At 69.1% G+C, this 21,227-nt stretch carries 18 protein-coding genes and 1 other RNA gene; 13 read left to right on the top strand and 6 right to left on the bottom strand.

Annotation, left to right across the window (positions count from 1 at the left end; translation table 11 throughout):
- Positions 1 to 28 precede the first annotated feature (28 nt).
- An RNA gene (gene rnpB, locus ACE3OG_RS01950) (RNase P RNA component class A) lies at positions 29 to 405 on the bottom strand.
- A gap of 169 nt (positions 406 to 574) precedes the next feature.
- Between rnpB and ACE3OG_RS01945 the strand changes: the two genes are divergently transcribed.
- From ACE3OG_RS01945 to ACE3OG_RS01935, 3 genes are read left to right on the top strand one after another with little or no spacing between them, the layout of a single operon-like run.
- On the top strand, positions 575 to 802 hold the full coding sequence (locus ACE3OG_RS01945) for a hypothetical protein (RefSeq protein WP_374305546.1): 228 nt from the start codon (positions 575 to 577) through the stop codon (positions 800 to 802).
- Between the two features lie 34 nt (positions 803 to 836).
- Positions 837 to 1,169 (top strand): hypothetical protein, encoded by a 333-nt coding sequence (locus ACE3OG_RS01940; protein WP_374305544.1) that lies wholly within the window; start codon positions 837 to 839, stop codon positions 1,167 to 1,169.
- Positions 1,141 to 1,923: an N-acetylmuramoyl-L-alanine amidase gene (locus tag ACE3OG_RS01935; RefSeq protein WP_374305542.1), complete on the top strand. Its 783-nt coding sequence runs from the start codon at positions 1,141 to 1,143 to the stop codon at positions 1,921 to 1,923. Before ACE3OG_RS01940 ends, ACE3OG_RS01935 begins: the two co-directional genes overlap by 29 nt.
- 27 nt (positions 1,924 to 1,950) lie before the next feature.
- Here ACE3OG_RS01935 and metH read toward each other — a convergent pair whose 3' ends face one another.
- Genes metH through ACE3OG_RS01920 form a run of 3 tightly spaced genes read right to left on the bottom strand, consistent with a single transcriptional unit; the run spans position 1,951 to position 7,648 of the window.
- Positions 1,951 to 5,685, bottom strand: coding sequence for a methionine synthase (gene metH, locus ACE3OG_RS01930; protein WP_374305540.1), 3,735 nt, complete (start codon positions 5,683 to 5,685; stop codon positions 1,951 to 1,953).
- Positions 5,685 to 6,605: a methylenetetrahydrofolate reductase [NAD(P)H] gene (metF, locus tag ACE3OG_RS01925; RefSeq protein WP_374305538.1), complete on the bottom strand. Its 921-nt coding sequence runs from the start codon at positions 6,603 to 6,605 to the stop codon at positions 5,685 to 5,687. Before metF ends, metH begins: the two co-directional genes overlap by 1 nt.
- Positions 6,602 to 7,648, bottom strand: a complete 1,047-nt coding sequence (locus ACE3OG_RS01920) for a metalloregulator ArsR/SmtB family transcription factor (RefSeq protein ID WP_374305536.1) — start codon at positions 7,646 to 7,648, stop codon at positions 6,602 to 6,604. Before ACE3OG_RS01920 ends, metF begins: the two co-directional genes overlap by 4 nt.
- Before the next feature lie 238 nt (positions 7,649 to 7,886).
- Between ACE3OG_RS01920 and ACE3OG_RS01915 the strand changes: the two genes are divergently transcribed.
- Positions 7,887 to 8,645: a lysophospholipid acyltransferase family protein gene (locus ACE3OG_RS01915; RefSeq protein ID WP_374305534.1), complete on the top strand. Its 759-nt coding sequence runs from the start codon at positions 7,887 to 7,889 to the stop codon at positions 8,643 to 8,645.
- A 79-nt stretch (positions 8,646 to 8,724) separates the two neighbouring features.
- A complete protein-coding gene (locus tag ACE3OG_RS01910) occupies positions 8,725 to 9,207 on the top strand; it encodes a hypothetical protein (protein ID WP_374305532.1) in 483 nt (160 codons plus the stop codon).
- A 27-nt stretch (positions 9,208 to 9,234) separates the two neighbouring features.
- Here ACE3OG_RS01910 and ACE3OG_RS01905 read toward each other — a convergent pair whose 3' ends face one another.
- Positions 9,235 to 9,822 (bottom strand): helix-turn-helix transcriptional regulator, encoded by a 588-nt coding sequence (locus tag ACE3OG_RS01905; RefSeq protein WP_374305530.1) that lies wholly within the window; start codon positions 9,820 to 9,822, stop codon positions 9,235 to 9,237.
- A gap of 506 nt (positions 9,823 to 10,328) precedes the next feature.
- Between ACE3OG_RS01905 and thrS the strand changes: the two genes are divergently transcribed.
- Both thrS and ACE3OG_RS01895 read left to right on the top strand, forming a co-directional pair.
- On the top strand, positions 10,329 to 12,263 hold the full coding sequence (thrS, locus tag ACE3OG_RS01900; RefSeq protein ID WP_374305528.1) for a threonine--tRNA ligase: 1,935 nt from the start codon (positions 10,329 to 10,331) through the stop codon (positions 12,261 to 12,263).
- 223 nt (positions 12,264 to 12,486) lie between these two features.
- A complete protein-coding gene (locus ACE3OG_RS01895; RefSeq protein WP_374305527.1) occupies positions 12,487 to 13,986 on the top strand; it encodes an undecaprenyl-phosphate glucose phosphotransferase in 1,500 nt (499 codons plus the stop codon).
- Between the two features lie 38 nt (positions 13,987 to 14,024).
- On the opposite strand, the gene ACE3OG_RS01890 is transcribed toward ACE3OG_RS01895, so the two are convergent.
- The gene (locus ACE3OG_RS01890; RefSeq protein WP_374305525.1) at positions 14,025 to 15,074 is read right to left on the bottom strand and encodes a DUF2125 domain-containing protein; all 1,050 of its coding nucleotides are present in this window, start codon (positions 15,072 to 15,074) and stop codon (positions 14,025 to 14,027) included.
- 179 nt (positions 15,075 to 15,253) lie between these two features.
- On the opposite strand from ACE3OG_RS01890, the gene ACE3OG_RS01885 reads away from it, so the two are divergent.
- From ACE3OG_RS01885 to dksA, 6 genes are all read left to right on the top strand, one after another.
- Positions 15,254 to 15,790 (top strand): gamma-glutamylcyclotransferase, encoded by a 537-nt coding sequence (locus ACE3OG_RS01885; protein WP_374305523.1) that lies wholly within the window; start codon positions 15,254 to 15,256, stop codon positions 15,788 to 15,790.
- A 54-nt stretch (positions 15,791 to 15,844) separates the two neighbouring features.
- On the top strand, positions 15,845 to 17,383 hold the full coding sequence (locus ACE3OG_RS01880) for a CHAD domain-containing protein (RefSeq protein ID WP_374305521.1): 1,539 nt from the start codon (positions 15,845 to 15,847) through the stop codon (positions 17,381 to 17,383).
- Positions 17,384 to 17,553: 170 nt separating this feature from the next.
- The gene (locus ACE3OG_RS01875) at positions 17,554 to 18,297 is read left to right on the top strand and encodes a metallophosphoesterase family protein (protein WP_374305519.1); all 744 of its coding nucleotides are present in this window, start codon (positions 17,554 to 17,556) and stop codon (positions 18,295 to 18,297) included.
- Positions 18,298 to 18,395: 98 nt separating this feature from the next.
- Positions 18,396 to 19,148: a hypothetical protein gene (locus ACE3OG_RS01870; protein ID WP_374305517.1), complete on the top strand. Its 753-nt coding sequence runs from the start codon at positions 18,396 to 18,398 to the stop codon at positions 19,146 to 19,148.
- A gap of 164 nt (positions 19,149 to 19,312) precedes the next feature.
- On the top strand, positions 19,313 to 20,533 hold the full coding sequence (locus tag ACE3OG_RS01865) for an NADP-dependent isocitrate dehydrogenase (protein ID WP_374305515.1): 1,221 nt from the start codon (positions 19,313 to 19,315) through the stop codon (positions 20,531 to 20,533).
- 253 nt (positions 20,534 to 20,786) lie between these two features.
- A complete protein-coding gene (gene dksA, locus ACE3OG_RS01860; protein WP_374305650.1) occupies positions 20,787 to 21,152 on the top strand; it encodes an RNA polymerase-binding protein DksA in 366 nt (121 codons plus the stop codon).
- Positions 21,153 to 21,227 lie beyond the last annotated feature (75 nt).

The raw sequence follows: 21,227 nt of genomic DNA, 5'->3' as shown, positions 1-21,227 counted from the left end.
CCCGGGCCGGAGACTTCTGTGAAAAGATGGAGCCAGCCGGCCTGTAAGCCGGGTTCTGTAGGGCGCCGCATCGCTGCGGCGCGTGACGGCCATTCCTCTGGGGCGGCCGTCGCCGGCCGCCTCTAGCAACCAACCCGGGCGACGATCCAGAGAAGATCCGGGAAAATCCCTTGTCGCCCCTATTCGGTCTTGCTCCCGGCGGGGCTTGCCATGCCGCCCATGTCGCCATGGACGCGGTGCGCTCTTGCCGCACCCTTTCACCCTTGCCGTCCGGCGCGCCGGACGGCGGTCTGCTTTCTGTGGCGCTTTCCCTGGGGTCGCCCCCGCCGGACGTTATCCGGCGCCGTTTCTCTGTGGAGCCCGGACTTTCCTCCGCGCTGACGCGGCGGCCGTCCGGCCGACTGGCGCGCCGGAGATAGGCGCAAAGCCGCGCCCCGTCAACGCAGGCCGGACTCGTCCATGTGTCAAAAAAAGCGCAGGACGATAGCGAATCCTTAATTCTCCCGGGTTGTAACTTGACCCCTTCCCCGACCTTGGGAGAGTTGCGAAAGTCCACGCAACTCAAGGATCATTGATGAGCAAGCTCGTTCATATCGCCGTCGCCGCCGCGGCGGCGCTCGCCCTCGCCGGCTGCGGCTACACGCCCGAGCAGCGGGCGCTCAGCGGCGCCGGCCTCGGCGGCGCCACGGGCGCGGCCATCGGCGGGCTCGCCGGACGCAACGTCGGCACCGCGATCGCCGGCGGCGTCATCGGCGCAGCGGCCGGGGCGGCCGTCGGCGCGAACACGCGCGGACCGCAATAGCCGCCGCCCAGTTCCTCAAGCGCCAGAGCCCGCCATGAAGAAAAAGGCAACTCCCTTCATCGTCGTCCTGACGGCGACGGTCGCCCTCGCCGGCTGCGGCTACACGCCCGAGCAGCGGGCGCTCAGCGGCGCCGGCCTCGGCGGCGCCACGGGCGCCGCGATCGGCGCGCTCGCCGGCCGCAACGTCGGCACCGCGATCGCCGGCGGCGTCATCGGCGCCGCGGCGGGCGCCGTCGTCGGCGCCAACACGAGGCCGCCGAACCCGCCCCCGCCGCCGCCCGGCTACTATCCGCCGCCTCCGCCGCCGCCGCGCTGCGGCCGCGTCGTCTGGGATCAATATGGCAATCCATTCTGCGCTGGCTATTGAGTCGACCGCCCTCCCGCCAAGGCGTTCCTTCTCCTCCCCGAACCATGGGGAGCGCAAGAACGGCAAGACGCCGAACGCCCTGATCCTGCATTACACGGGGATCGCCACTGTCGAAGCGGCGGTCGCCCTGCTGTGCGATCCGGCGAGCGAAGTCTCGGCGCATTACGTCGTCACGCCGCAGGGGGAGATCCTCTCCCTCGTCGCCGAGGAGCGGCGCGCCTGGCACGCCGGGCGCGGCTCCTGGGCCGGCGAGACCGACATGAACGACGTCTCGATCGGCGTCGAGATCGCCCACGCCGGCCACAGGGACGGGCGCGCCGCCTATCCCTATCCGGGCGCGCAGATCGAGGCGGTCGTCGCCCTGTGCAAGGAGATCGCGGGCCGCTGGCCGATCCCGCCGCAGCGCGTGCTCGCCCATTCCGACGCCGCGCCCGACCGCAAGATCGATCCCGGCGAATTCTTTCCCTGGGCGCGCCTCGCGCAGGCGGGCGTCGGCCATTACGTCGCGCCCTGCCCGATCGTCGAGGGCCCGCGCCTTTCGCGCGGCGACGAAGGCCCGCAGGTGGCGGCGCTGCAGGCGGCGCTCGCGAACTACGGCTATGGCGCGCCGCAAAGCGGCGTCTATGACGCCATGACGGAATTCGTGACGCGCGCCTTCCAGCGCCATTTCCGGCCCGAGCTCGTCGACGGCGTCGCCGATTTCTCGACGATCGCCACCTTGCGGAAGCTGCTGGCGGCGCTGCCGCCGGCGTAGGCGCAAACGCGGCGTCGCGCCGACCGGCTATTCCGCCGCATCCGCGCGGCGTCCCGCCGGATCGTAGTTCAGGATCGGCGCAAGCCAGCGCTCGACCTCGGCGGCGCTCATGCCCTTGCGCCTGGCGTAGTCCTCGACCTGGTCGCGCTCGATCTTGGCGACGCCGAAATAATGCGCCAGCGGATGCGCGAAATAGAGGCCCGACACCGAGGAGCCCGGCTGCATGGCGAAGCTTTCCGTCAGCGTCACGCCGATACGCGAAGGCGCCGAGAGCAGCGAGAACAGCGTCGCCTTCTCGGTGTGGTCGGGCTGCGCCGGATAGCCCGGCGCCGGCCTGATTCCGCGATAGGCCTCCCGCACGCGCTCCTCGTTGGTCAGCGCCTCATCCGGCGCGTAAGCCCAGAACTCCTTGCGCACGCGCTCATGCATGCGCTCGGCGAAGGCCTCGGCGATGCGGTCGGCGAGCGCCTTGACGAGAATGGACTGATAATCGTCATTCGATCGCGCGAAGCGGTCGGCGATCCTGTTCTCCTGCGCTCCCGCCGTGACGACGAAGGCGCCGATATAATCGCGCTCGCCGCTCGACGCCGGCGCGATGAAATCGGCGAGCGCGGTGTTGAACTTGCCGGCGCGCTTGACGAGCTGCTGGCGCAGCGTGTGGAACGTCGCCAGACGCTCGGTCCGCGACTCGCCCGTGTAGAGCGCGATGTCGTCGCCTTCGGCGTTGGCCGGCCAGAAGCCGATCACCGCCTTGGGATCGAACCAGCGCTCCTCGACGACCCGGCGCAGCATGGCCTGCGCGTCGTCATACAGGGCGCGCGCCGCCTCGCCGTATTTCTCGTCGTCGAGGATCTGCGGAAAGCGTCCGCGCAGCTCCCAGGTCTGGAAGAACGGCGTCCAGTCGATATAGGGGATGAGCTCGCCGACGTCGTAGCTGCGGAACATGCGCGAGCCTGAGAATGTCGGCTTCGGCGGCTCATAGGCGTCCCAGTCGATCGAGAAGGCGTTGGCGCGCGCTTTCGCGATCGGCAGGCGCTGCTTGTCGGCCTCGGCGCGCCGGTGCGCCTCGGCGAGCTTCTCGTATTCGACGCCGACGGCGGCCGCGGCCTCCTTCGCGTTCTCGCCGAGCAGCGACTGCACGACGCCGACGGCGCGGCTCGCGTCGGTCACATAGACGGCCTGGCCCCGCGCATAGTTGGGATGGATCTTCACCGCCGTATGCACGCGGCTCGTCGTCGCGCCGCCGATCAGCAGCGGCAGCGAGAAGCCCTCGCGCTCCATCTCGGCGGCGACGAAGCACATCTCGTCGAGCGAGGGGGTGATGAGGCCCGACAGGCCGATGGCGTCCACCCCGTGCTCCTTGGCCGCGGCGAGGATCTTCGCGGCGGGGACCATGACGCCGAGGTCGATGATCTCGTAATTGTTGCAGGCGAGCACGACGCCGACGATGTTCTTGCCGATGTCGTGCACGTCGCCCTTGACGGTCGCCATCAGGATCTTGCCGGCGTTCGCGCGCTCGGCCCCGCCCGCGCGCTTCTCCTTCTCCATGTAGGGCAGGAGGCGGGCGACGGCCTGCTTCATCACACGCGCCGACTTGACGACCTGCGGCAGGAACATCTTGCCGGACCCGAAGAGGTCGCCGACGACGTTCATGCCGGCCATCAGCGGCCCCTCGATCACGTCGAGCGGGCGCGCCGTCGAGAGGCGCGCCTCCTCGACGTCCTCGTCGATGAATTCGGCGACGCCGTTGACGAGCGCGTGCTCGAGCCGTTTCTCGACGGGCAGCTCGCGCCAGGCGAGGTCCTTTTCGGTCTTCTCGCGTCCCTTGCCCTTGAAGCCCTCGGCGATCTCGAGCAGCCGCTCGGTCGCGTCGGGGCGGCGGTTGAGCACGACGTCCTCGCAGGCCTCGCGCAGCGCAGGCTCGATCTCCTCATAGACCGCGAGCTGGCCGGCGTTGACGATGCCCATGTCCATGCCGGCCTGAATGGCGTGGTACAGAAACACCGCGTGCATCGCCTCGCGCACCGGCTCGTTGCCGCGGAACGAGAAGGAGAGGTTCGAGACGCCGCCGGAGATGTGGACAAGCGGGAAGCGCCGGCGGATCTCGCGCGCCGCCTCGATGAAGTCGACGCCGTAATTGTTGTGCTCCTCGATGCCCGTCGCCACCGCGAAGATGTTGGGATCGAAGATGATGTCCTGCGGCTCGAAGCCCGCCTGCGTCGTCAGCGCCTCATAGGCGCGCGCGCAGATCTCGACCTTGCGCGCGAAGGTGTCGGCCTGGCCCTTCTCGTCGAAGGCCATGACGACGACGGCCGCGCCATAGAAGCGCACGGTCCGCGCGTCGGCGACGAACTTCTCGACGCCCTCCTTCATCGAGATCGAATTGACGATCGCCTTGCCCTGCACGCATTTGAGGCCGGCCTCGATCACCGAAAACTTCGAGGAGTCGATCATCACCGGCACACGGGCGATGTCCGGCTCGGAGGCGACGAGGTTGAGGAAATCGACCATCGCCTTTTCGGAATCGAGCAGGCCCTCGTCCATGTTGACGTCGATGACCTGCGCGCCCATGCTCACCTGGTCGCGCGCGACGTCGAGCGCGGCGGCGTAGTCGCCGTCCTTGACGAGCCGGCGGAACCTGGCCGAGCCCGTGACGTTGGTGCGCTCGCCGACGTTGACGAAGCGGATCTCCGGCGAGAGCGTGAAGGGCTCGAGGCCGGACAGGCGCAGCAGCGGCGCGACTTCAGGGATCGCGCGCGGCGCGACGCCCTTCACCCGCTGCGCTATGGCGTGGATGTGCGCCGGCGTCGTGCCGCAACAGCCGCCCACCACATTGACGAGCCCCGAGTCGGCGAACTCGCCGACGAGTCCCGCCATGAATTCCGGGCTCTCGTCATACAATCCGAATTCATTGGGCAGGCCGGCGTTCGGATAGGCGCACACGAGCGCATCGGCGACGCGGGAGATCTCGGCGAGATGGGCGCGCATCTCGCGCGCGCCGAGCGCGCAGTTGAGCCCGATGGTGATCGGATCGGCGTGGCGCAGCGAATGCCAGAAGGCGGTCGGCGTCTGGCCCGACAGCGTGCGGCCGGAAAGGTCGGTGATGGTGCCCGAGATCATGATCGGCGTCTCGACGCCGAGCGCGGCGAAGGCGTCGCGCACGCCGCAGACCGCCGCCTTGGCGTTCAGCGTGTCGAAGATGGTCTCGATGAGGAGGAGTTCGACGCCGCCTTCAATCAGCGCGCGCGCCGCCTCGTCATAGCACGCGCGAAGCTCGTCGAAGGAGACGGCGCGGAAGCCCGGATCGTTGACGTCGGGCGAGATCGAGGCGGTGCGGCTCGTCGGCCCCAGCGCGCCGGCGACGAAGCGGCGACGTCCGTCCTTCGCCTGCGCCGCGTCGGCGGCGCGGCGGGCGAGCCGCGCGGATTCGCGGTTGAGCTCGACGACGAGCTCCTGCATGCCGTAATCGGCCTGCGAAATGCGCGTCGAGTTGAAGGTGTTGGTGGCGATGACGTCGGCGCCGGCGTCGACGTAGGCGCGATGGATCGCCTCGATGGCCTCGGGCTGCGTCAGGCTCAGCAGGTCGTTGTTGCCGCGAAGGTCGCTCGGCCAGTCGGCGAAGCGCTCGCCGCGGAACTGCGCCTCGTCGAACTTGCGCTGCTGGATCATCGTGCCCATGGCGCCGTCGAGCACCAGGATTCTTTCGCGCGCGAGATCGAGGAAAGCCTGGCGCGTCTCGTCGCCGGAAAAATGATGGGTCATCACGCCGCCTTCTGCTGCTCGCCCTTCGGCCGCAGCCCGAGGAGGCGGCAGATCGCATAGACGAGGTCGGCTCGGTTGTTGGTGTAGAAATGAAAGTCGCGCACGCCGTGGTCGACGAGGCCGAGCACCTGCTCGGCGGCGACGGTGGCGGCGATGAGGCGGCGCGTGTCGACGTCGTCGTCGAGCCCGTCGAAACGGTCGGCGAGCCAGCCCGGCACGCTGGCCCCGGCCTTCCTGGCGAAGCCCGCGGTCTGCTTGAAGTTCTGCATCGGCATGATTCCGGGCACGATCGGAATGGTCACGCCGGCCGCGCGCGCGCGCTCCACGAAGCGCAGGTAGATCTCGTTCTCGAAGAAGAACTGGGTGATGGCTCTCGTCGCCCCCGCCTCCTGCTTGGCGCGCAGGAAGGCGACGTCGGCCTCGATCGAGACGCTTTCGGGATGGCGCTCGGGATAGGCCGAGACGGAGACCTCGAAATCGCCGATGCGCCGGACGCCGGCGACGAGGTCGCAGGAGCTCTTGTAGCCCTGCGGATGCGGCTCGAAGGCCGCGCCGAGGCCGGCCGCCGGATCGCCGCGCAGCGCCACGACATGGCGCACGCCGGCGTCCCAGTAGCCCTGCACGATCGCGTCGATCTCGGCGCGCGAGGCGCCGACGCAGGTCAGGTGCGCGGCGGGACGCACCATTCCCTCCCGGGCGAGGCGGGCGACGGTGTTGTGGGTGCGCTCGCGCGTCGAGCCGCCGGCGCCGTAGGTCACCGACATGAAGCTCGGACCGAGCGGGGCGAGCCGGTTGATCGACTCCCACAGCATCGCCTCCATCGCCACGGTCTTCGGCGGGAAGAACTCGAAGGAGACGCGGATGTCGGGAAGCTGGCCGCGGCTCGCGCGCGGCAGTTCGCAGGTCTGATGCTCGTTCATGCGACGTCTCGCGCGGCGTTGGATTGGGCAAGGGACTGGGCGTGCGGAACGGGATCGGACTGGACTCGCCGGTCGCGCCCGAGCCAGATCGACACGGTGAGCTTGCCGCCGCGAGGCTCGTCCGGCGCAAGGTCGAGCGGCGGCCCCGCCTCGAGCCCCGCAGCCTCGAGGCAGCCGACGATTTCCTCGGCCGAAAAGCCGAGGCGGCGATGCGCGTGGACGGCGCGCAGATGCTCTTCGGCGTGCGGCGCGAAATCGACGATGATCATGCGGCCGCCCGGGGCGAGCGCGCGCCGCGCCTCGCGGATGGCGCGGGCGGGGTCGTCGAGATAGTGCAGCACCTGATGGATCACGACGAGGTCGTAGAGGTCGCGCTCGACGGGCAGGGCGTAGATGTCGCCCTGCCGCAGCTGGACGTTGCGCAGCCCGGCGCGCTCGAGCCGCGCCCGCGCGAGCGCGAGCATCTGCGGCGACTGGTCGACGCCGACCGCGCGCGCGGCCTGCGGCGCGAGCACTTCGAGCATGCGGCCGGTCCCGGCGCCGAGGTCGAGCAGGGCCTCGACCGGATCGGCGCCGACGATCTCGCGCACGGCCGCCTCGACCCGCTCCTCGGGCAGATGCATCGCCCGGATCGCGTCCCAGTTGGCGGCCTGCGCGGCGAAATAGCGCGCGGCCTGCTCGGCGCGCTGGCTGCGCACCTCGGCGAGCCTCGCCCGGTCGGCGGCGAGCAGCGGGTCGCCGGGATCGAGCCTCGCCACGACGTCGCGCGCCAGCGCCGCGGCGGGACCGCTCTGGCTCATGAGGAAGAAGGCCCAGGAGCCCTCGCGATGGCGATCGACGAGCCCCGCCTCGACGAGGAGCTTGAGGTGGCGCGACACGCGCGGCTGCGACTGGCCGAGAATGGCGACGATCTCGCTCACCGCGAGTTCGGCTTCCGAGAGCAGGGCGAGGAGGCGAAGGCGCGTCGCCTCCCCGGCCGCGGCCAGCGCGGAGAGGATGGGCTCGAACGGCGCATGCGCGTCGGGGGCTAGGATCTGCGACATGCGAAGAGCATATATGCAGATATCTTTATATGTAAAGCGCAAAGAGCGGCGCCCACGCAAAACGGCGCGCCCTTCGCCCTTGGCGCGCCGCCTTGGTTTTGACGCCGCGGCGCGGTTTAAGGCTGTCCCGTCGTTTCGCCGGATTCGGGCGCCCGCTTTATGCGGCGGTCCGGAATCGCCATATCAATCCCGGCGCGCCGGCGGTCTTCGTCCGGGCGCGCGCCAAGCTTGCGGCCCCATGATTGTTCTTCGCTCGATCGTCTTCAACATCTTGTTCTACGCCAACATGACGGCGCTCGCCCTCGCCGGCCTGCCTACCCTGGCGTTCGGACGGCGCGCGGTGCAGGGCCTCGCCCGGCTCTGGGCGCGCAGCTCGCTGCGCCTGCTAAGCCTTGTCTGCGGCCAGAGGGTCGAGTTTCGCGGCCTCGAGAACCTGCCGTCGGGAGGCTGCCTGATCGCGGCCAAGCACCAGTCGGCGCTCGAAACCTTCGCCATGACGACGCAGCTCGGCGACTTCACCTTCGTGCTCAAGCGCGAGCTGACGTCGATCCCGTTCTTCGGCTGGTATCTTAAGGGAGCGGACCAGATCGCCATCGAGCGCGCCCGCCGCGGCCAGGCGCTCGCGGACATGGCGCGGGCGGTGAGCGCCGCCCTCGGCGAGGGACGCCAGGTGCTCATCTTTCCGGAGGGCACGCGGACGGCGCCGGGCGCGGCGCCCGCTTATAAGGCCGGCGTCTCGCATCTTTATGTGGAGACCGGCGCCGTCTGCGTTCCGGTCGCGCTCAACACCGGCCTGTTCTGGCCGCGCCGCGGTTTGATCCGGCGTCCGGGCGTCGCGGTGATCGAGTTCCTGCCGCCGATCCCGCCCGGCCTCGACAAGCAGAAATTCATGACGCAGCTTCAGGCGCGCGTCGAACAGGCGTCGGATCGTCTCGCCGACGAGGCGTTCAAGGCCGATCCGGCGCTGGCGGACGCCCCCGCCGTCCGTTCTCCGTAACGCCGCGCCGCGTTAATCCCCTGTTGACCATGCTCCACATTTGTTCCATATTTGTTCTGGACAAACGGGAGCCGGGCCGATGGTCGTCCTCGTCACATTCTCCTCGCCCTGCGCAGCAGAGCGCGCGCGCCCGGTTCTGACGCGGATCCGTCTTTCCGGTCCGCCCGAGCCCGCCAGCGCTCCCGCGCTTCCAGCCGCGGCGCGCGGGGCGCCGCTGCGCTGCCTCGCCGGCGAAGAGTTCGCCGAGCATTTCCACAAGTGGCGCGCCTCGTCCGGACGCCGCTGCGTCTTCTCCGTGTTTCCCGTGCGGCGGGACGCGGCGTGGTTCGGCCTGCCCGAGTTCGAAAGCGCCGTCGCTCTCGGCGTCGCCGTCGAGGCGAATGGAGAGAGACGGCGCGTCGCCGCCTTCGAGCTGCGCTGGCGCGACGGGCGTTTTTGCGGCGATCGCGGCGCGCCGGAGCGCGCGCTCGCGGCGGGCGCAGTCGAGTGGCACGTCCACCTTCTCGCGCGCGAGCCTGCGGCGCGCCGGGCGCTCCTCGCCGATTTCCAGTCGGGAGCTTGAGCCGTGACCGCGGCCTGCGGGCGCGGCCTAAACTTGCAGCAGCAGCGCGACGAGTTCGCCCTGCCGGTGGGTGGCGGTCTTGGCGAAGATGGACTTCAGCTGGTTGCGCGCGGTTTCGCGCGAGATGTTGAGTTCGAGAGCCGCGGCGTCCGGGCCGGCGCCGCGCGCGATGATGCTGGCGAGCTTCGATTCCGAGGGCGTCAGCGAGAAGATGCGCGCGAGCGAGGCCGGCGGCGGTCCCGGGCGTGGCCCGAGCGGCGCGAGCGTCAGCAGCGCGCGCACGTCCGGCGAGGGCCAGCGGCAGTTCGCCTCGAGCGGCCAGACGCGGATGAGGACCGGCAACCGCTCCTGGCGCGTGACGACGATCGGATCGTCCGAAGACGGCGGCCGCGCGGGTCCGTGCTCGAGCTGCTCCACATAGGCCCGCAGCCGCGCGCGCGCCTCGGCGTCGCGCACGCACAGGCGGCGCTGGCGCACGCTGACGTCGTCGTCGAAGAGCGCCTCCGCCGCCGCGTTGACGCGCACGACGGCGCCGTAGAGGTCGAGCAGGACGGCGGGCAGGCGCACGGCGTCGAGTGGATCCGTCGTCTGGCCGCAGGCGGGCGCGCGCGCCATGACGGCGATCTCCGCGGCGCGACGCGCGAACGTGGCTCGCGTCCTGTTTTCGACGTGATCGCGATCGAAGTCGTCGGGATAAAAGGCGAAAGAAGTCATAGGCGTTTCTTCAAATTCGAAATTCGGCGCCGGTTGCGCCTCAGGTTCGAGGATCGGGCCGCTGACGCTTCGCCCATGAAAAGAACGCAGTTAAAAGTCGAGCTTTCTTCCGAAATAGGCGCGACGGCGCGTTGAAGCCTGATCATTCCGTCTAGCAGCTCCGCGTTCTCATGCTAGCGGCTTAATCTGCGCGCCGCCAGACCGATGTGCGTCATCGCACATCGGTCTGGCGGCCAAAGCGACGGCGAGGGTTGAGCCCGGCGCGTAAAAAGCCTATGTCGGCGCCGTGCGCCGCCCCGCCGCCAGGCGCATGCGACCTGAATATTATTCATCCGGACGGCTTCGCCGTCCCTGCCCGGCGCTTACGCCAATTGGTCGTGGCGAGTGAGAGCCGCGGAGCCTACGCCATGATCGACGTCTCCTTCCCCGACGGCGCGCGACGCGCCTTTCCCGCCGGCTCCACCGGCGCCGAAGTCGCGCGCGCCATTTCGCCTTCGCTCGCCAAGAAGACGGTGGCGATGATCGTCGACGGGGTCCTTTCCGATCTCGCCGATCCCGTGCGCGACGGCGCGCGCCTCGAATTCATCGGCCGCGACCATCCGCGCGCGCTGGAGCTGATCCGGCACGACGCCGCGCATGTGCTCGCCGAAGCGGTGCAGACTCTCTATCCGGGCACGCAGGTGACGATCGGCCCGGTGATCGAGAACGGCTTCTATTATGATTTCTATCGCGACGAGCCGTTCACGCCCGACGACTTCGCGGCCATCGAGAAAAAGATGCGCGAGATCATCGCGCGCGACCGGCCGTTCGCCAAGGAGGTGTGGACGCGCGACGAGGCGAAGTCCTACTTCGAGACGCGCGGCGAGGCCTTCAAGGTCGAGCTCGTCGATTCGATTCCCGGCGGCGAGGACCTGAAGATCTATCGCCAGGGCGACTGGCTCGACCTGTGCCGCGGGCCGCACATGACCTCGACCGGCAAGGTCGGCGACGCCTTCAGGCTCATGAAGGTCGCCGGCGCCTACTGGCGCGGCGATTCGAACCGCCCGATGCTCCAGCGCGTCTACGCGACCGCCTTCGCGACGAGAGCCGAGCTCGACGCCTACCTCAAGCGGCTCGAGGAGGCGGAGAAGCGCGACCATCGGCGGCTCGGCCGCGAGATGGACCTCTTCCATTTCCAGGAGGAGGGGCCGGGCGCGGTATTCTGGCACCCCAAAGGCTGGACGCTGTTCCAGACGCTCATCGGCTACATGCGCCGGCGCATGCAGGCGGCGGGCTACGTCGAAGTGAACACCCCTCAGGTGCTCGACCGCGCCTTGTGGGAGACTTCAGGCCACTGGCAGACCTATCGCGAGAACATGTATGTCACGCAGACCGAGGACGACCGCGTCTTCGCGCTGAAGCCGATGAATTGCCCGGGTCATGTGCAGATCTTCAAGAACGGCCTCAAGTCCTATCGCGACCTGCCGCTGAAGATCGCCGAGTTCGGCGTCGTCCACCGCTACGAGCCCTCGGGCGCCCTGCACGGCGTCATGCGCGTGCGCGCCTTCACTCAGGACGACGCGCATATCTTCTGTACCGAGGAGCAGATCTTCGACGAGACGCTCAAGATCAACGAGTTTCTTCTCTCGATCTACAAGGCGTTCGGCTTCGAGGACGTGGTCGTCAAGCTGTCGACGCGGCCCGAAAAGCGCGTCGGCGGCGACGAGGCCTGGGACAAGGCCGAGGCGGCGCTCGGGCGCGTGCTCGAGCGCCTCGCCGAGCAGGGGCTGCAGACCGAAGTCAATCCGGGCGAAGGCGCCTTCTACGGCCCCAAGCTCGAATACACGCTGCGCGACGCCATCGGCCGCGAATGGCAGTGCGGCACGACCCAGGTCGACTTCAATCTGCCGGGCCGCTTCGGCGCCTTCTACATCGGCGCGGACAGCGAGAAGAAGACGCCGGTGATGATCCACCGCGCCATCTTCGGCTCGCTCGAGCGCTTCGCCGGCATATTGATCGAGCATTTCGCCGGCCACCTGCCGCTCTGGCTCGCGCCGACGCAGATCGTCGTCGCCACCATCACGCAGGAGGCCGACGACTATGCGCTGGAGGTGGCGGCGCTCGCCAGGAAGCGCGGCCTGCGGGTCGAGCTCGACCTGCGCAACGAGAAGATCTCCTACAAGGTCCGCGAGCATTCGCTCGCCAAGACGCCCGTTCTGATGGCGCTCGGCAAGCGCGAGGCGCAGGAGCGCGCAGTTTCGATCCGTCGCCTCGGCGCCAATGAAACGAGCGTCGTGGCGCTTGACGAGGCGCTTGACCGCCTCGTCGCCGAGGCCGCGCCGCCGGACGCGCGCGCCTGCTGAAGGGAACTGCTGCGCCGCCGTAGGACGGCGGCGCAGCATGAATTTTGCCAGATGGAAGCTGCTCGTTCAGCTTCGATTCATGACGCGAATTTGACTGTCGGCTGTAAGCCGCGCGCCCGAGACGCCCTTTCGACGTGTCGCAGCGCACAGACCGCGCCTGGAGCATCGACTTAAGACGGCTCACGGTGGTTTTAAGTTGATTTTTCGGGGTTTTCGTAGCCTAATGCTGACGCCGTCGGCGCACTTGCGGGTCTCGGATATGTATTTCAACAGACTGAGCCACATCGCCGAACCGGAAATCGACAGCGCCCCGACCTCGCGCGTCGCGAAACTGAAATTGTCTTATAAAAATATTGAAACTCTTGTCTGCCTCGCCGACATTTTAATGATAACGCTTTCGAGCGTATTGGGCGTCCAGCTCTACCAATACTTGTGGTCCGGAGAGACCATCTCCCTGGTGACGAGCCTCGGCGTCGGCCTGTCACAAGCGCTGCTATACACTTATGTATCGAGTTCCCGCGGCCTCTACCGGCTGCCGGTCCTGCTCTCGCCGTCGCGCTACCTGGCGCGCATCCTCACGACCTGGGCGATCGTCGTCCTGTTCGTCGTCGTCTTCCTCGTGTTCCTGCGCGGCGGAGCCGTGGTGCCGCGCGGCTCGATGGTCACCGCCGCGACGCTTCAGATCTCGTTTCTCCTCGTCGCCCGCTGGCTCGCCGAAAAGGCGTCGCGTTCGCTGATGGCGCGCGGCGCGCTCGCCGGCCGCAAGGTCGTCACCGTCGGCGAGCAGTCCGAGCTGATGCGGCTATCCACGGCGGTGCTGTTCCGCTATTTCGGCTTCAACGAACTGACCCGCGTGTCGCTGTCGACCGCCGGGGGCCCCGCCTCGAACGACGTGCTCGTCGACCTCGACCGCGCCATCCACGAGGCGCGCGAGCGCGGAGCCGACGAGCTCATCCTCGCCTTGCGCTGGAACAGCCGCGAGCTGCTCGAGACCGCGCGCGAGCGGCTGCGCGCCTCGCCCCTGCCCGTCCGCCTCCTGCCCGACTACACCATCCGCTCCGTCCTCGGCCGGCGGCTGCTCTCCACCAACGGCCCCGGCCTCGCGCTCGAGGTCCAGCGCGCGCCTCTGACGCAGATGGAGCAGGCCGCCAAGCGCACGCTCGACGTCGTATGCTCGGCCGTCGGGGTCGTCCTGCTGTCCCCGCTGCTCCTCATCATCGCCGCGCTGATCAAGCTCGACAGCAAGGGGCCGGTCATCTTCAAGCAGCGGCGCAACGGCTTCAACGCGAAACAGTTCTATATCTACAAGTTCCGCTCGATGACGGTGCAGGAGGACGGAGACAAGATCGTCCAGGCCAAGCGCAACGACAAGCGGGTGACGCGCGTCGGCCAGTTCCTGCGCAGCTCCAGCATGGACGAGCTGCCGCAGCTCTTCAACGTCCTCAAGGGCGACATGTCGCTGGTCGGGCCGCGTCCGCACGCCCTCGCGCACGACAATGAATACAAGGTTCTGATCGCCAAATACGCCTTCCGCCACCACGTCAAGCCGGGCATCACCGGCTGGGCGCAGGTAAATGGGCTGCGCGGCGAGACGGGACGGCTCGAGCAGATGATCGAGCGCGTCAAGCTCGACCTCTGGTACGTGAACCACTGGTCCTTCGCGCTCGACGTCAACATCATCATTCGCACCTGTTTCGAGGTGCTGCGCCACAAGGCCTATTGACCGCCCGCTCGGCGAGGTCCGCGCCGGCGTCGCGCGCCTCAATAAAGCGGCGGCAACCGCAACGAAGGCAGGCGAAGCGGGCCGACCGACACGACGCCGTCGGCGAGGCGCACGGGCAGCCGGATGGTCTTGGTCCGGTCCTCGCGTCCGGGCGAACCCGTCAGGAAGCTCGTCAGCAGCGAGCCGCCCGCGATCAGCGCCGGGCTCACGCCGAACCGGCGCAGCGTCGCCTCAAGCCCTGAAAGGCGCGCGTCGAACTCGCCGCGCGGGCGTCGCGCTTCGTCGAGGTCGAAGCCGCCCTTCGCCTCGAGCAGCGCCTCGCCGCTGACGATCCTCACCTGAGAAAAATCGACGCGCCCGCCGGCAAGCCGCCACCGCTCGAGGCGCTCGAGCAGGCTCCCGCCCTTCGCAAGGTCGAGGCCGACGATCGCGCCGGAGACGTTCGCGTCGACCGGCGCCTTGAGCGCCAGAAGGGCGGCGAGCGTCGGCGCGCCGGCGCCGGCGACCTTCGCCTCGAACTCATAGGACGGCGGCGCCTCGCCCGGCGCGCCGGGGCCCGGCCGCAGCGAGGCCTGCGCGGAGGCGGCCGAAAAATCGAGCGGCGCGCCGGACGCGTCGGCGCCCGACAGCGAGAAGCCCTCCCCGCTCACGGCGACGGCGCGAAAGCCCTGCGCCGCGCCGTCCAGGACGAGGTCGAGCCTGCGCCAGTCGAGCGTGAAATGGTCGCCCTCCGGCGTCGCCGCGCTGAACGGAGCGGCGAGCTGCGCTTCGACCGTCTGCGGCCGCCACAGGCTCGCATGCGCCGTGAAGCCGCCGACCGAGCCCGCGAAAGGCCGGTCCAGCACCGCGCCCTCGAAGCCGAGCTTCGGACAGACGATCTCGAGGCGGGTTGGAAAACCCTGCGTGCGGCGGTCCGGGCAGCTCCAGACGCGCCCCGCCGCCGCCTCCTGCGCGATCCACGAGGAGATCGCCGCGTTCGCGCGGCCGGCGGCGAAGCTCCAGCCTCCTCCTGCGACGGCGGCGGCGAGCGCGAGGCCGACGAAGGCCGCCCCCGCGATGCGGGCCGGTCCAGCCGAAGCGATGGTCATGCCGTGCTCCCGAAATGTCGGAACCCCTCTTGCGCGACGCGCGGAAAGAGGCTCTATCCTGTTGTTCTAGCGACGCAAACTCTTCGGCCCGAACGATCGGCGGCGCCGCGCGCCGGCCTTTCCTATCGCGCGCGCCGGCGTCGGGCAAACCGAAGGGGCGAAGCCGCGCGGGATCTGGCATGACGCAGGACATGTGGGTGTTCGGCTACGGCTCGCTGATGTGGCGGCCCGACTTCGAATTCGTGGAGCGCCGGCCCGCGCTGGTGCGCGGCTACCATCGCGCGCTGTGCGTCTACTCCCACGTCCATCGCGGCACCGTCGAGCGTCCCGGCCTCGTGCTCGGCCTCGACCGCGGCGGCTCCTGCCGCGGCGTCGCCTTTCGCGTCGAGGCCGCGCGCGCGCCGGCGACGCTCGCCTGTCTGCGCGCCCGCGAGCAGGTCACGGCCGTCTATCGCGAGCTCGTCCTGCCGGCGCTGCTTCCCGGCGGCGAGAGCGTCGGGGCGGTCGCTTATGTCGCCGACCGGCGCCATCTTCAATACGCCGGCGGGCTCGGGCGCGAGGATCTGCTGCGGCTGATTCGCCAGGGCGTCGGCCTTTCCGGGCGCAACGTCGACTATGTGCTCAACACCTGCGGCCACCTCGCCGAGCTCGCCATCCGCGACGAGACGCTCGAATGGCTCGCCCGCGCCGTCGCCGGGGACGCCGCGCGCGGCTGAGCCGGACGCGATCCGCGCATCGCCTGCGCGCCCCGCGCGTGCTAGGCTCGACTCATGAGCGAGACGGAACTCAAGCTGACCGCGCTCGACGGCGTGGCGCCGCCGCTCGACGCGTTCGAAGCGCTGCGGCCGGGCGCGGCCTCCATGCGCAAGCAGCGGCTGCGGAGCTGGGTTTTCGACACGCCCGACGGCACCTTGCGCCGCGCAGGGTTCGTGCTGCGCCTGCGTCAGGCCGGCGACGCGTTGCTGCAGACCGTCAAGACGCCGGGCGACGGCGCCTTCGAGCGCGGCGAATGGGAGGCGCCCGTCGCCTCCCCGCCGCCGGCGGACGGAAGCGTCGACGCCGGCGCGCTCGATTTCGCGATGATCGCGCAAACGCCGCTCGGCCCGCTCGTCGAAGAGGCGCGCGGCGAGCTCGTCGAGGTTTTCCGCGTCGACGTCGAGCGCGCGACGCTGCTCGTCGAAACCGGAGGGGCCGTGGTCGAGGCCGCCGCCGATCAGGGCGAGATCGTCGCGAAGGCCTCCGGCGCGCGCGCGGCCGTCGCGGAAATCGAGCTCGAGCTGAAGGGCGGCGACAAGCGCATCCTGTTCAAGCTCGCGCGCGAGCTCGCCGCCGCGGCGCCGCTGTCGCTCAGCCTGATCAGCAAGGCCGAGCGCGGCTTTCGCCTCGCCGACGGACGCGCCGGGCAGGCGCAGAAGGCGAGCGCGCCGCGGATCGGCGACGACGCGAGCGCGGCCGACGCCTTCGCCGCGATCTGCCACGCGTGCCTGCGCGACTTCATGCTCAACGCCGCCATGCTGGGACGCGGGGCTCGGGCGAGCCCGGACGCCGTGCATCAGGGCCGGATCGCGCTGCGCCGCCTGCGCGCCGCCTTCGCCCTGTTCAAGCCCATCGTCCGCGACGACGCGTTTGACGGCGCGGCCGCCGAGGTGAAGCGGCTCGCGCGGCTCTTTGGCGTGGCGCGCGACCGCGATGTCATGACGCAGGCGGCGCTCGAAAAAGGCGAGGGCGGAGAGGCTTTCCGCCGCTGGCTCGCCGACGAGAGCGCGCGCCTGCATGATGAAATCTCGCAAGAGCTCGCGGCCCCGCGCTGGCGCCTGTTCCTGATCGACTTCTGCCTCTGGCTGGACGACGGCGCGTGGCGCGCCGCGGCCGCCCGGCGCCCGAAAAGGATCGCCAAATTCGCGCGCAGGCGGCTGCGCCGGCGCCTCAAGGCTCTGGCGCGGCGAGGGGCCGCGCTCGAGGCTCTGAGCCCGGACGATCGCCATGAGCTGCGCATCGACGCCAAGACCCTGCGCTACATGGGCGAGTTCTTCGCCGGCGCGCGCGCCGTCGCGCCGCATAAATCAATGAGCAAGTTCCTGAAGCGGCTCGAAATCGTCCAGTCGGCGCTTGGCGAGATGCATGACGAGGAGGCGAAGACGGAGGGCGGAGCGGCTGACCTCGCGCGCTGGCGCGCCGAGGCCGGCGAGGTCGCCCCCGAGGAGGCGGCCGCCGCCGAGCGTTTCTTCGAGCCCGCGCAGGACGACGGAGCGCGCCTCGCCGCAGCGGCGAAAGCCCTGGGCAAGCTTGCGCGCGACGACCCGTTCTGAACGCGGGCCGCGCCACGCTCTCTCTTTATCTCCTTGTTAAGACGCGCATAGGCTTGGCGTCTCCACGCTTCGACGCTCTATCGCGGCGCGACGAAATGCTCTAACTCTGCCGTGCGACCTGCGCCGCCCGCGCGGGAGCTCCAGGGCCGCGGCCGCCGCGGCGGACATACATGTGGAAGCCCCGTCCATTCGCGAACGCCGCGCCGGCGGCGCCGACGCTTCCGCCCGGCGTGCGGATCTACGCCACGGGCGACGTTCACGGCCGCGACGACCTGCTCGAACCGCTGCTCGAGCGCATCGACGAAGACATCGCGCGGCATCCCGTCGAACGGCCGATTTCGGTGTTCCTCGGCGACTACATCGACCGCGGACCGAAATCCGCCGAAGTCGTCAGCCGGCTGATCGAGCGCTGCGCGCAGGGGCGCACGATCTGCCTGCGCGGCAACCACGAACTCTACGTTCCCGAATTCCTGCGCAATCCGCCCATCCTGCGCTCATGGGGACAATATGGCGGCCTCTCGACGCTCCTGTCCTACGGGCTCTCGCCGAGCCTTTCGCCGGCGCCCGAGGAGGAGGAGGAGCTCGCGGCCGAGCTCGACCATGTCCTGCCGGACAGCCATCGCCGCTTTTACGAAACGCTGCCGCTGTCCTTCTCCTGCGGCGACTATTTCTTCGTCCATGCGGGCGTGCGGCCCGGCGCCGCGCTCGCCCGGCAGCGCGACGAGGATCTTCTGTGGATCCGCGACGACTTCCTGACCTGCGAGGAGCCGTTCGAAAAGATCATCGTCCACGGCCATACGCCGGTCATGGAGCCGGACGTGCGGCGCAACCGCATCAACGTCGATACGGGAGCCTATGCGACCGGGCGGCTCACCTGCCTGCGCCTCGAAGGCCGCGACGTCGCCTTCCTTTAGGGCGTAGCCCGAGAGTGGAATATGCGCTGGATTTTTTCAGGCGCAGCCTATTCAATCGCGCCGCGAAGGAAAGAATCTCCGCGCGGAGGGAGGCGCCAATGAGCCTGGAGACGTCTCGAGCGAGCTTTCCGCCCCCGGGCGCCGAGCCTTCCAGGGAGCTCGCGGCGCCTGTCGTCCCGCGCCTCGGCCTTCTCGCCCTCTCCGCCGCCCTCGCCCTCGCCGGCCTTTGGGGACTGACGTCGGCGATCCTCGCTCCCGCGCCCCTGCCCCTGCCGCTCGACCGGGAGAGCGCGGCGGCCTCCGCCGCGTGGCGCCAGAGCGCGCAATGGGCCGCCTGGCTCGGCGTGCTGCGCGGCGACCTCTATGCGCGCGCCGCCTTCGCCGGCGGCGAGGCGGCCTTCCTCGAAAAGCCGGCGTCGTCGGACCCTGAAGCCGCGGCGCGAATCGCCCGCACGCGCGCGAACGCGCTGTCGGCCGTCTCGCTCGCGCCGATCAACGGCGCGGTCTGGCTTCTGCTCGCCGAATTGCCCGCCGGCCCCGACCGCAAGGTCGAGGACGCGGAGCGGGCCAACGCCGTGCTGACCTCCTATTTCACCGCCCCAAACGACCCGCGGCTCGCGTCCGCGCGGCTCCAGCGCGCGCTCACCCTCCCGCCCGGCGCGAACGGCGACCTCATCGAATTCATCAAGGCCGACCTGCGGCAGGTCCTCGGCGACGGCGCGCCCGCCAAAGCCGCGCTCGCCGCCGCCCTGAAGACGGCGCCGCAGGCTTCGAAGGACGCGTTCCTCGCCGCCATCGCCGAGATCGACCCGAATTTCGCGCGTCAGCTGCGGGGCGAGCCCGCCAGATGAGCGAAGCAAGCGCGCCGCGTCCGCCTTTCATCCCGCGCCGCCGCGCCGCGTCGCGCGCCCGCCAGATGAGCGAAGCAAGCGCGCCGCGTCCGCCTTTCATCCCGCGCCGCCGCGCCGCGTCGCGCGCCCGCGATTTCCGCACTCGAAGTGAATAAGGCTGGGCAATGAGCAAGATCAAGGTCGCAAATCCCATCGTCGAGCTCGACGGCGACGAGATGACGCGGATAATCTGGAAGCACATCCGCGAGAAGCTTGTCCTCGCCTATCTTGATCTTGATATCGACTATTACGACCTTTCCGTCGAGAATCGCGACGCCACCAACGATCAGGTGACTGTCGACGCCGCCAACGCCATCAAGAAGCACGGCGTCGGCGTCAAATGCGCGACGATCACGCCCGACGAGGCGCGCGTCAAGGAATTCAACCTGAAGCAGATGTGGCGGTCGCCCAACGGCACGATCCGCAACATCCTCGGCGGCGTGATCTTCCGCGAGCCGATCATCTGCCGCAACGTGCCGCGCCTCGTGCCGGGCTGGACGCAGCCGATCGTCATCGGCCGCCACGCCTTCGGCGACCAGTATGCGGCGACTGACTTCCGCGTGCCCGGCAAGGGCAAGCTGACCATCAGGTTCGAGGGCGAGGACGGAACGGTCATCGAGAGGGACGTCTACAACTATCCCGGCGCCGGCGTCTCGCTTTCGATGTACAATCTCGACGACTCGATCAGGGACTTCGCGCGCGCCTCGCTCAACTACGGCCTCGCGTCGAAGTATCCCGTCTATCTCTCGACCAAGAACACTATCCTCAAGGCCTACGACGGCCGCTTCAAGGACATCTTCCAGGAGGTGTACGACAACGAATTCAAGGAGAAGTTCGAAGCCGCCGGCCTCGTCTACCAGCATCGCCTGATCGACGACATGGTCGCCTCGGCGCTGAAATGGTCGGGCGGCTACGTCTGGGCCTGCAAGAACTATGACGGCGACGTGCAGTCCGACACGGTGGCGCAGGGCTTCGGCTCGCTTGGCCTCATGACCTCCGTGCTGCTCAGCCCCGACGGCAAGACGGTGGAGGCGGAGGCCGCGCATGGCACGGTGACGCGCCACTACCGCGAATATCAGAAGGGCAAGGAGACCTCGACCAACTCGATCGCCTCGATCTTCGCCTGGACGCGCGGCCTCACCCATCGCGCCAAGCTCGACGACAATCCCGAGCTCGCCGCCTTCGCCGCGACGCTCGAGAAGGTGTGCGTGAAGACGGTCGAATCCGGCTTCATGACGAAAGATCTCGCCCTCCTCGTCGGCGCCGACCAGCGCTGGCTCTCGACCACCGGCTTCCTCGACAAGGTGGACGAGAACCTGCGCAAGGCGATGGCGTCCGCAGCTTAGGATCATCTCGGCGGCGGCGTCGATCGATGCCGCCGGACGACGTCTCATCGGCGAGCCCGCGCCGCCGGCGCGGCGCCGGCCTTTCGCAGGGAGCGGATATCAGGCGAACAACTATCGGCGGCGGCGCGAGTTGGATTGAACGGCCGCGGCGCAATATGTATAAGGGCGGCGCCCGGTTCGAGGACACGGAGACTTCCCGTTGGCTGCCGATACGCTTGAGGACGGCTACTCCCCTTCCGAAGACGAACCGTTCATGAACGAGCGTCAGCGTGAGTATTTCCGCCGAAAGTTGCTTGACTGGAAAGAAGATATTCTCCGGGAAAGCCGCGAGACGCTGCTCGCGCTGCAAAGCGAGAACGAGAACCATTCCGACGTCGCCGACCGCGCGTCGTCGGAGACCGACCGCGCGATCGAATTACGCGCCAGGGACAGGCAGCGCAAGCTGATCTCGAAGATCGAGGCGGCCCTCGGGCGCCTCGACGACGGCACCTACGGCTATTGCGAGGAGACGGGCGAGCCGATCGGCCTCAAGCGGCTCGACGCGCGTCCCATCGCGACCCTGTCCGTCGAGGCGCAGGAGCGGCACGAGAAGCGCGAGCGTGTCTACCGCGACGGCTGAGAGCGTTTTCAGCAAAAGTTGCAGACTTTTGCGTTGAGAAAACGCGTTTAAACAAATAGCTAGAGCCGCCTGCGG

The organism is Methylocella sp. (genome assembly GCF_041905455.1).
Classification (GTDB): Bacteria; Pseudomonadota; Alphaproteobacteria; order Rhizobiales; family Beijerinckiaceae; genus Methylocapsa.
This window is presented reverse-complemented; position numbering and strand designations above follow the sequence as displayed.

Coding starts and splice junctions, on each gene's coding strand:
- dksA (WP_374305650.1), top strand. CDS start 20,787: ATGAACGAGCGTCAGCGTGAGTATTTCCGCCGAAAGTTGCTTGACTGG.
- metF (WP_374305538.1), bottom strand. CDS start 6,605: ATGAACGAGCATCAGACCTGCGAACTGCCGCGCGCGAGCCGCGGCCAG.
- ACE3OG_RS01905 (WP_374305530.1), bottom strand. CDS start 9,822: ATGGCGCGCGCGCCCGCCTGCGGCCAGACGACGGATCCACTCGACGCC.
- ACE3OG_RS01915 (WP_374305534.1), top strand. CDS start 7,887: ATGATTGTTCTTCGCTCGATCGTCTTCAACATCTTGTTCTACGCCAAC.
- ACE3OG_RS01890 (WP_374305525.1), bottom strand. CDS start 15,074: ATGACCATCGCTTCGGCTGGACCGGCCCGCATCGCGGGGGCGGCCTTC.
- ACE3OG_RS01935 (WP_374305542.1), top strand. CDS start 1,141: ATGGCAATCCATTCTGCGCTGGCTATTGAGTCGACCGCCCTCCCGCCA.
- thrS (WP_374305528.1), top strand. CDS start 10,329: ATGATCGACGTCTCCTTCCCCGACGGCGCGCGACGCGCCTTTCCCGCC.
- ACE3OG_RS01880 (WP_374305521.1), top strand. CDS start 15,845: ATGAGCGAGACGGAACTCAAGCTGACCGCGCTCGACGGCGTGGCGCCG.
- ACE3OG_RS01885 (WP_374305523.1), top strand. CDS start 15,254: ATGACGCAGGACATGTGGGTGTTCGGCTACGGCTCGCTGATGTGGCGG.
- ACE3OG_RS01870 (WP_374305517.1), top strand. CDS start 18,396: ATGAGCCTGGAGACGTCTCGAGCGAGCTTTCCGCCCCCGGGCGCCGAG.
- metH (WP_374305540.1), bottom strand. CDS start 5,685: ATGACCCATCATTTTTCCGGCGACGAGACGCGCCAGGCTTTCCTCGAT.
- ACE3OG_RS01895 (WP_374305527.1), top strand. CDS start 12,487: ATGCTGACGCCGTCGGCGCACTTGCGGGTCTCGGATATGTATTTCAAC.
- ACE3OG_RS01945 (WP_374305546.1), top strand. CDS start 575: ATGAGCAAGCTCGTTCATATCGCCGTCGCCGCCGCGGCGGCGCTCGCC.
- ACE3OG_RS01910 (WP_374305532.1), top strand. CDS start 8,725: ATGGTCGTCCTCGTCACATTCTCCTCGCCCTGCGCAGCAGAGCGCGCG.
- ACE3OG_RS01875 (WP_374305519.1), top strand. CDS start 17,554: ATGTGGAAGCCCCGTCCATTCGCGAACGCCGCGCCGGCGGCGCCGACG.
- ACE3OG_RS01920 (WP_374305536.1), bottom strand. CDS start 7,648: ATGTCGCAGATCCTAGCCCCCGACGCGCATGCGCCGTTCGAGCCCATC.
- ACE3OG_RS01940 (WP_374305544.1), top strand. CDS start 837: ATGAAGAAAAAGGCAACTCCCTTCATCGTCGTCCTGACGGCGACGGTC.
- ACE3OG_RS01865 (WP_374305515.1), top strand. CDS start 19,313: ATGAGCAAGATCAAGGTCGCAAATCCCATCGTCGAGCTCGACGGCGAC.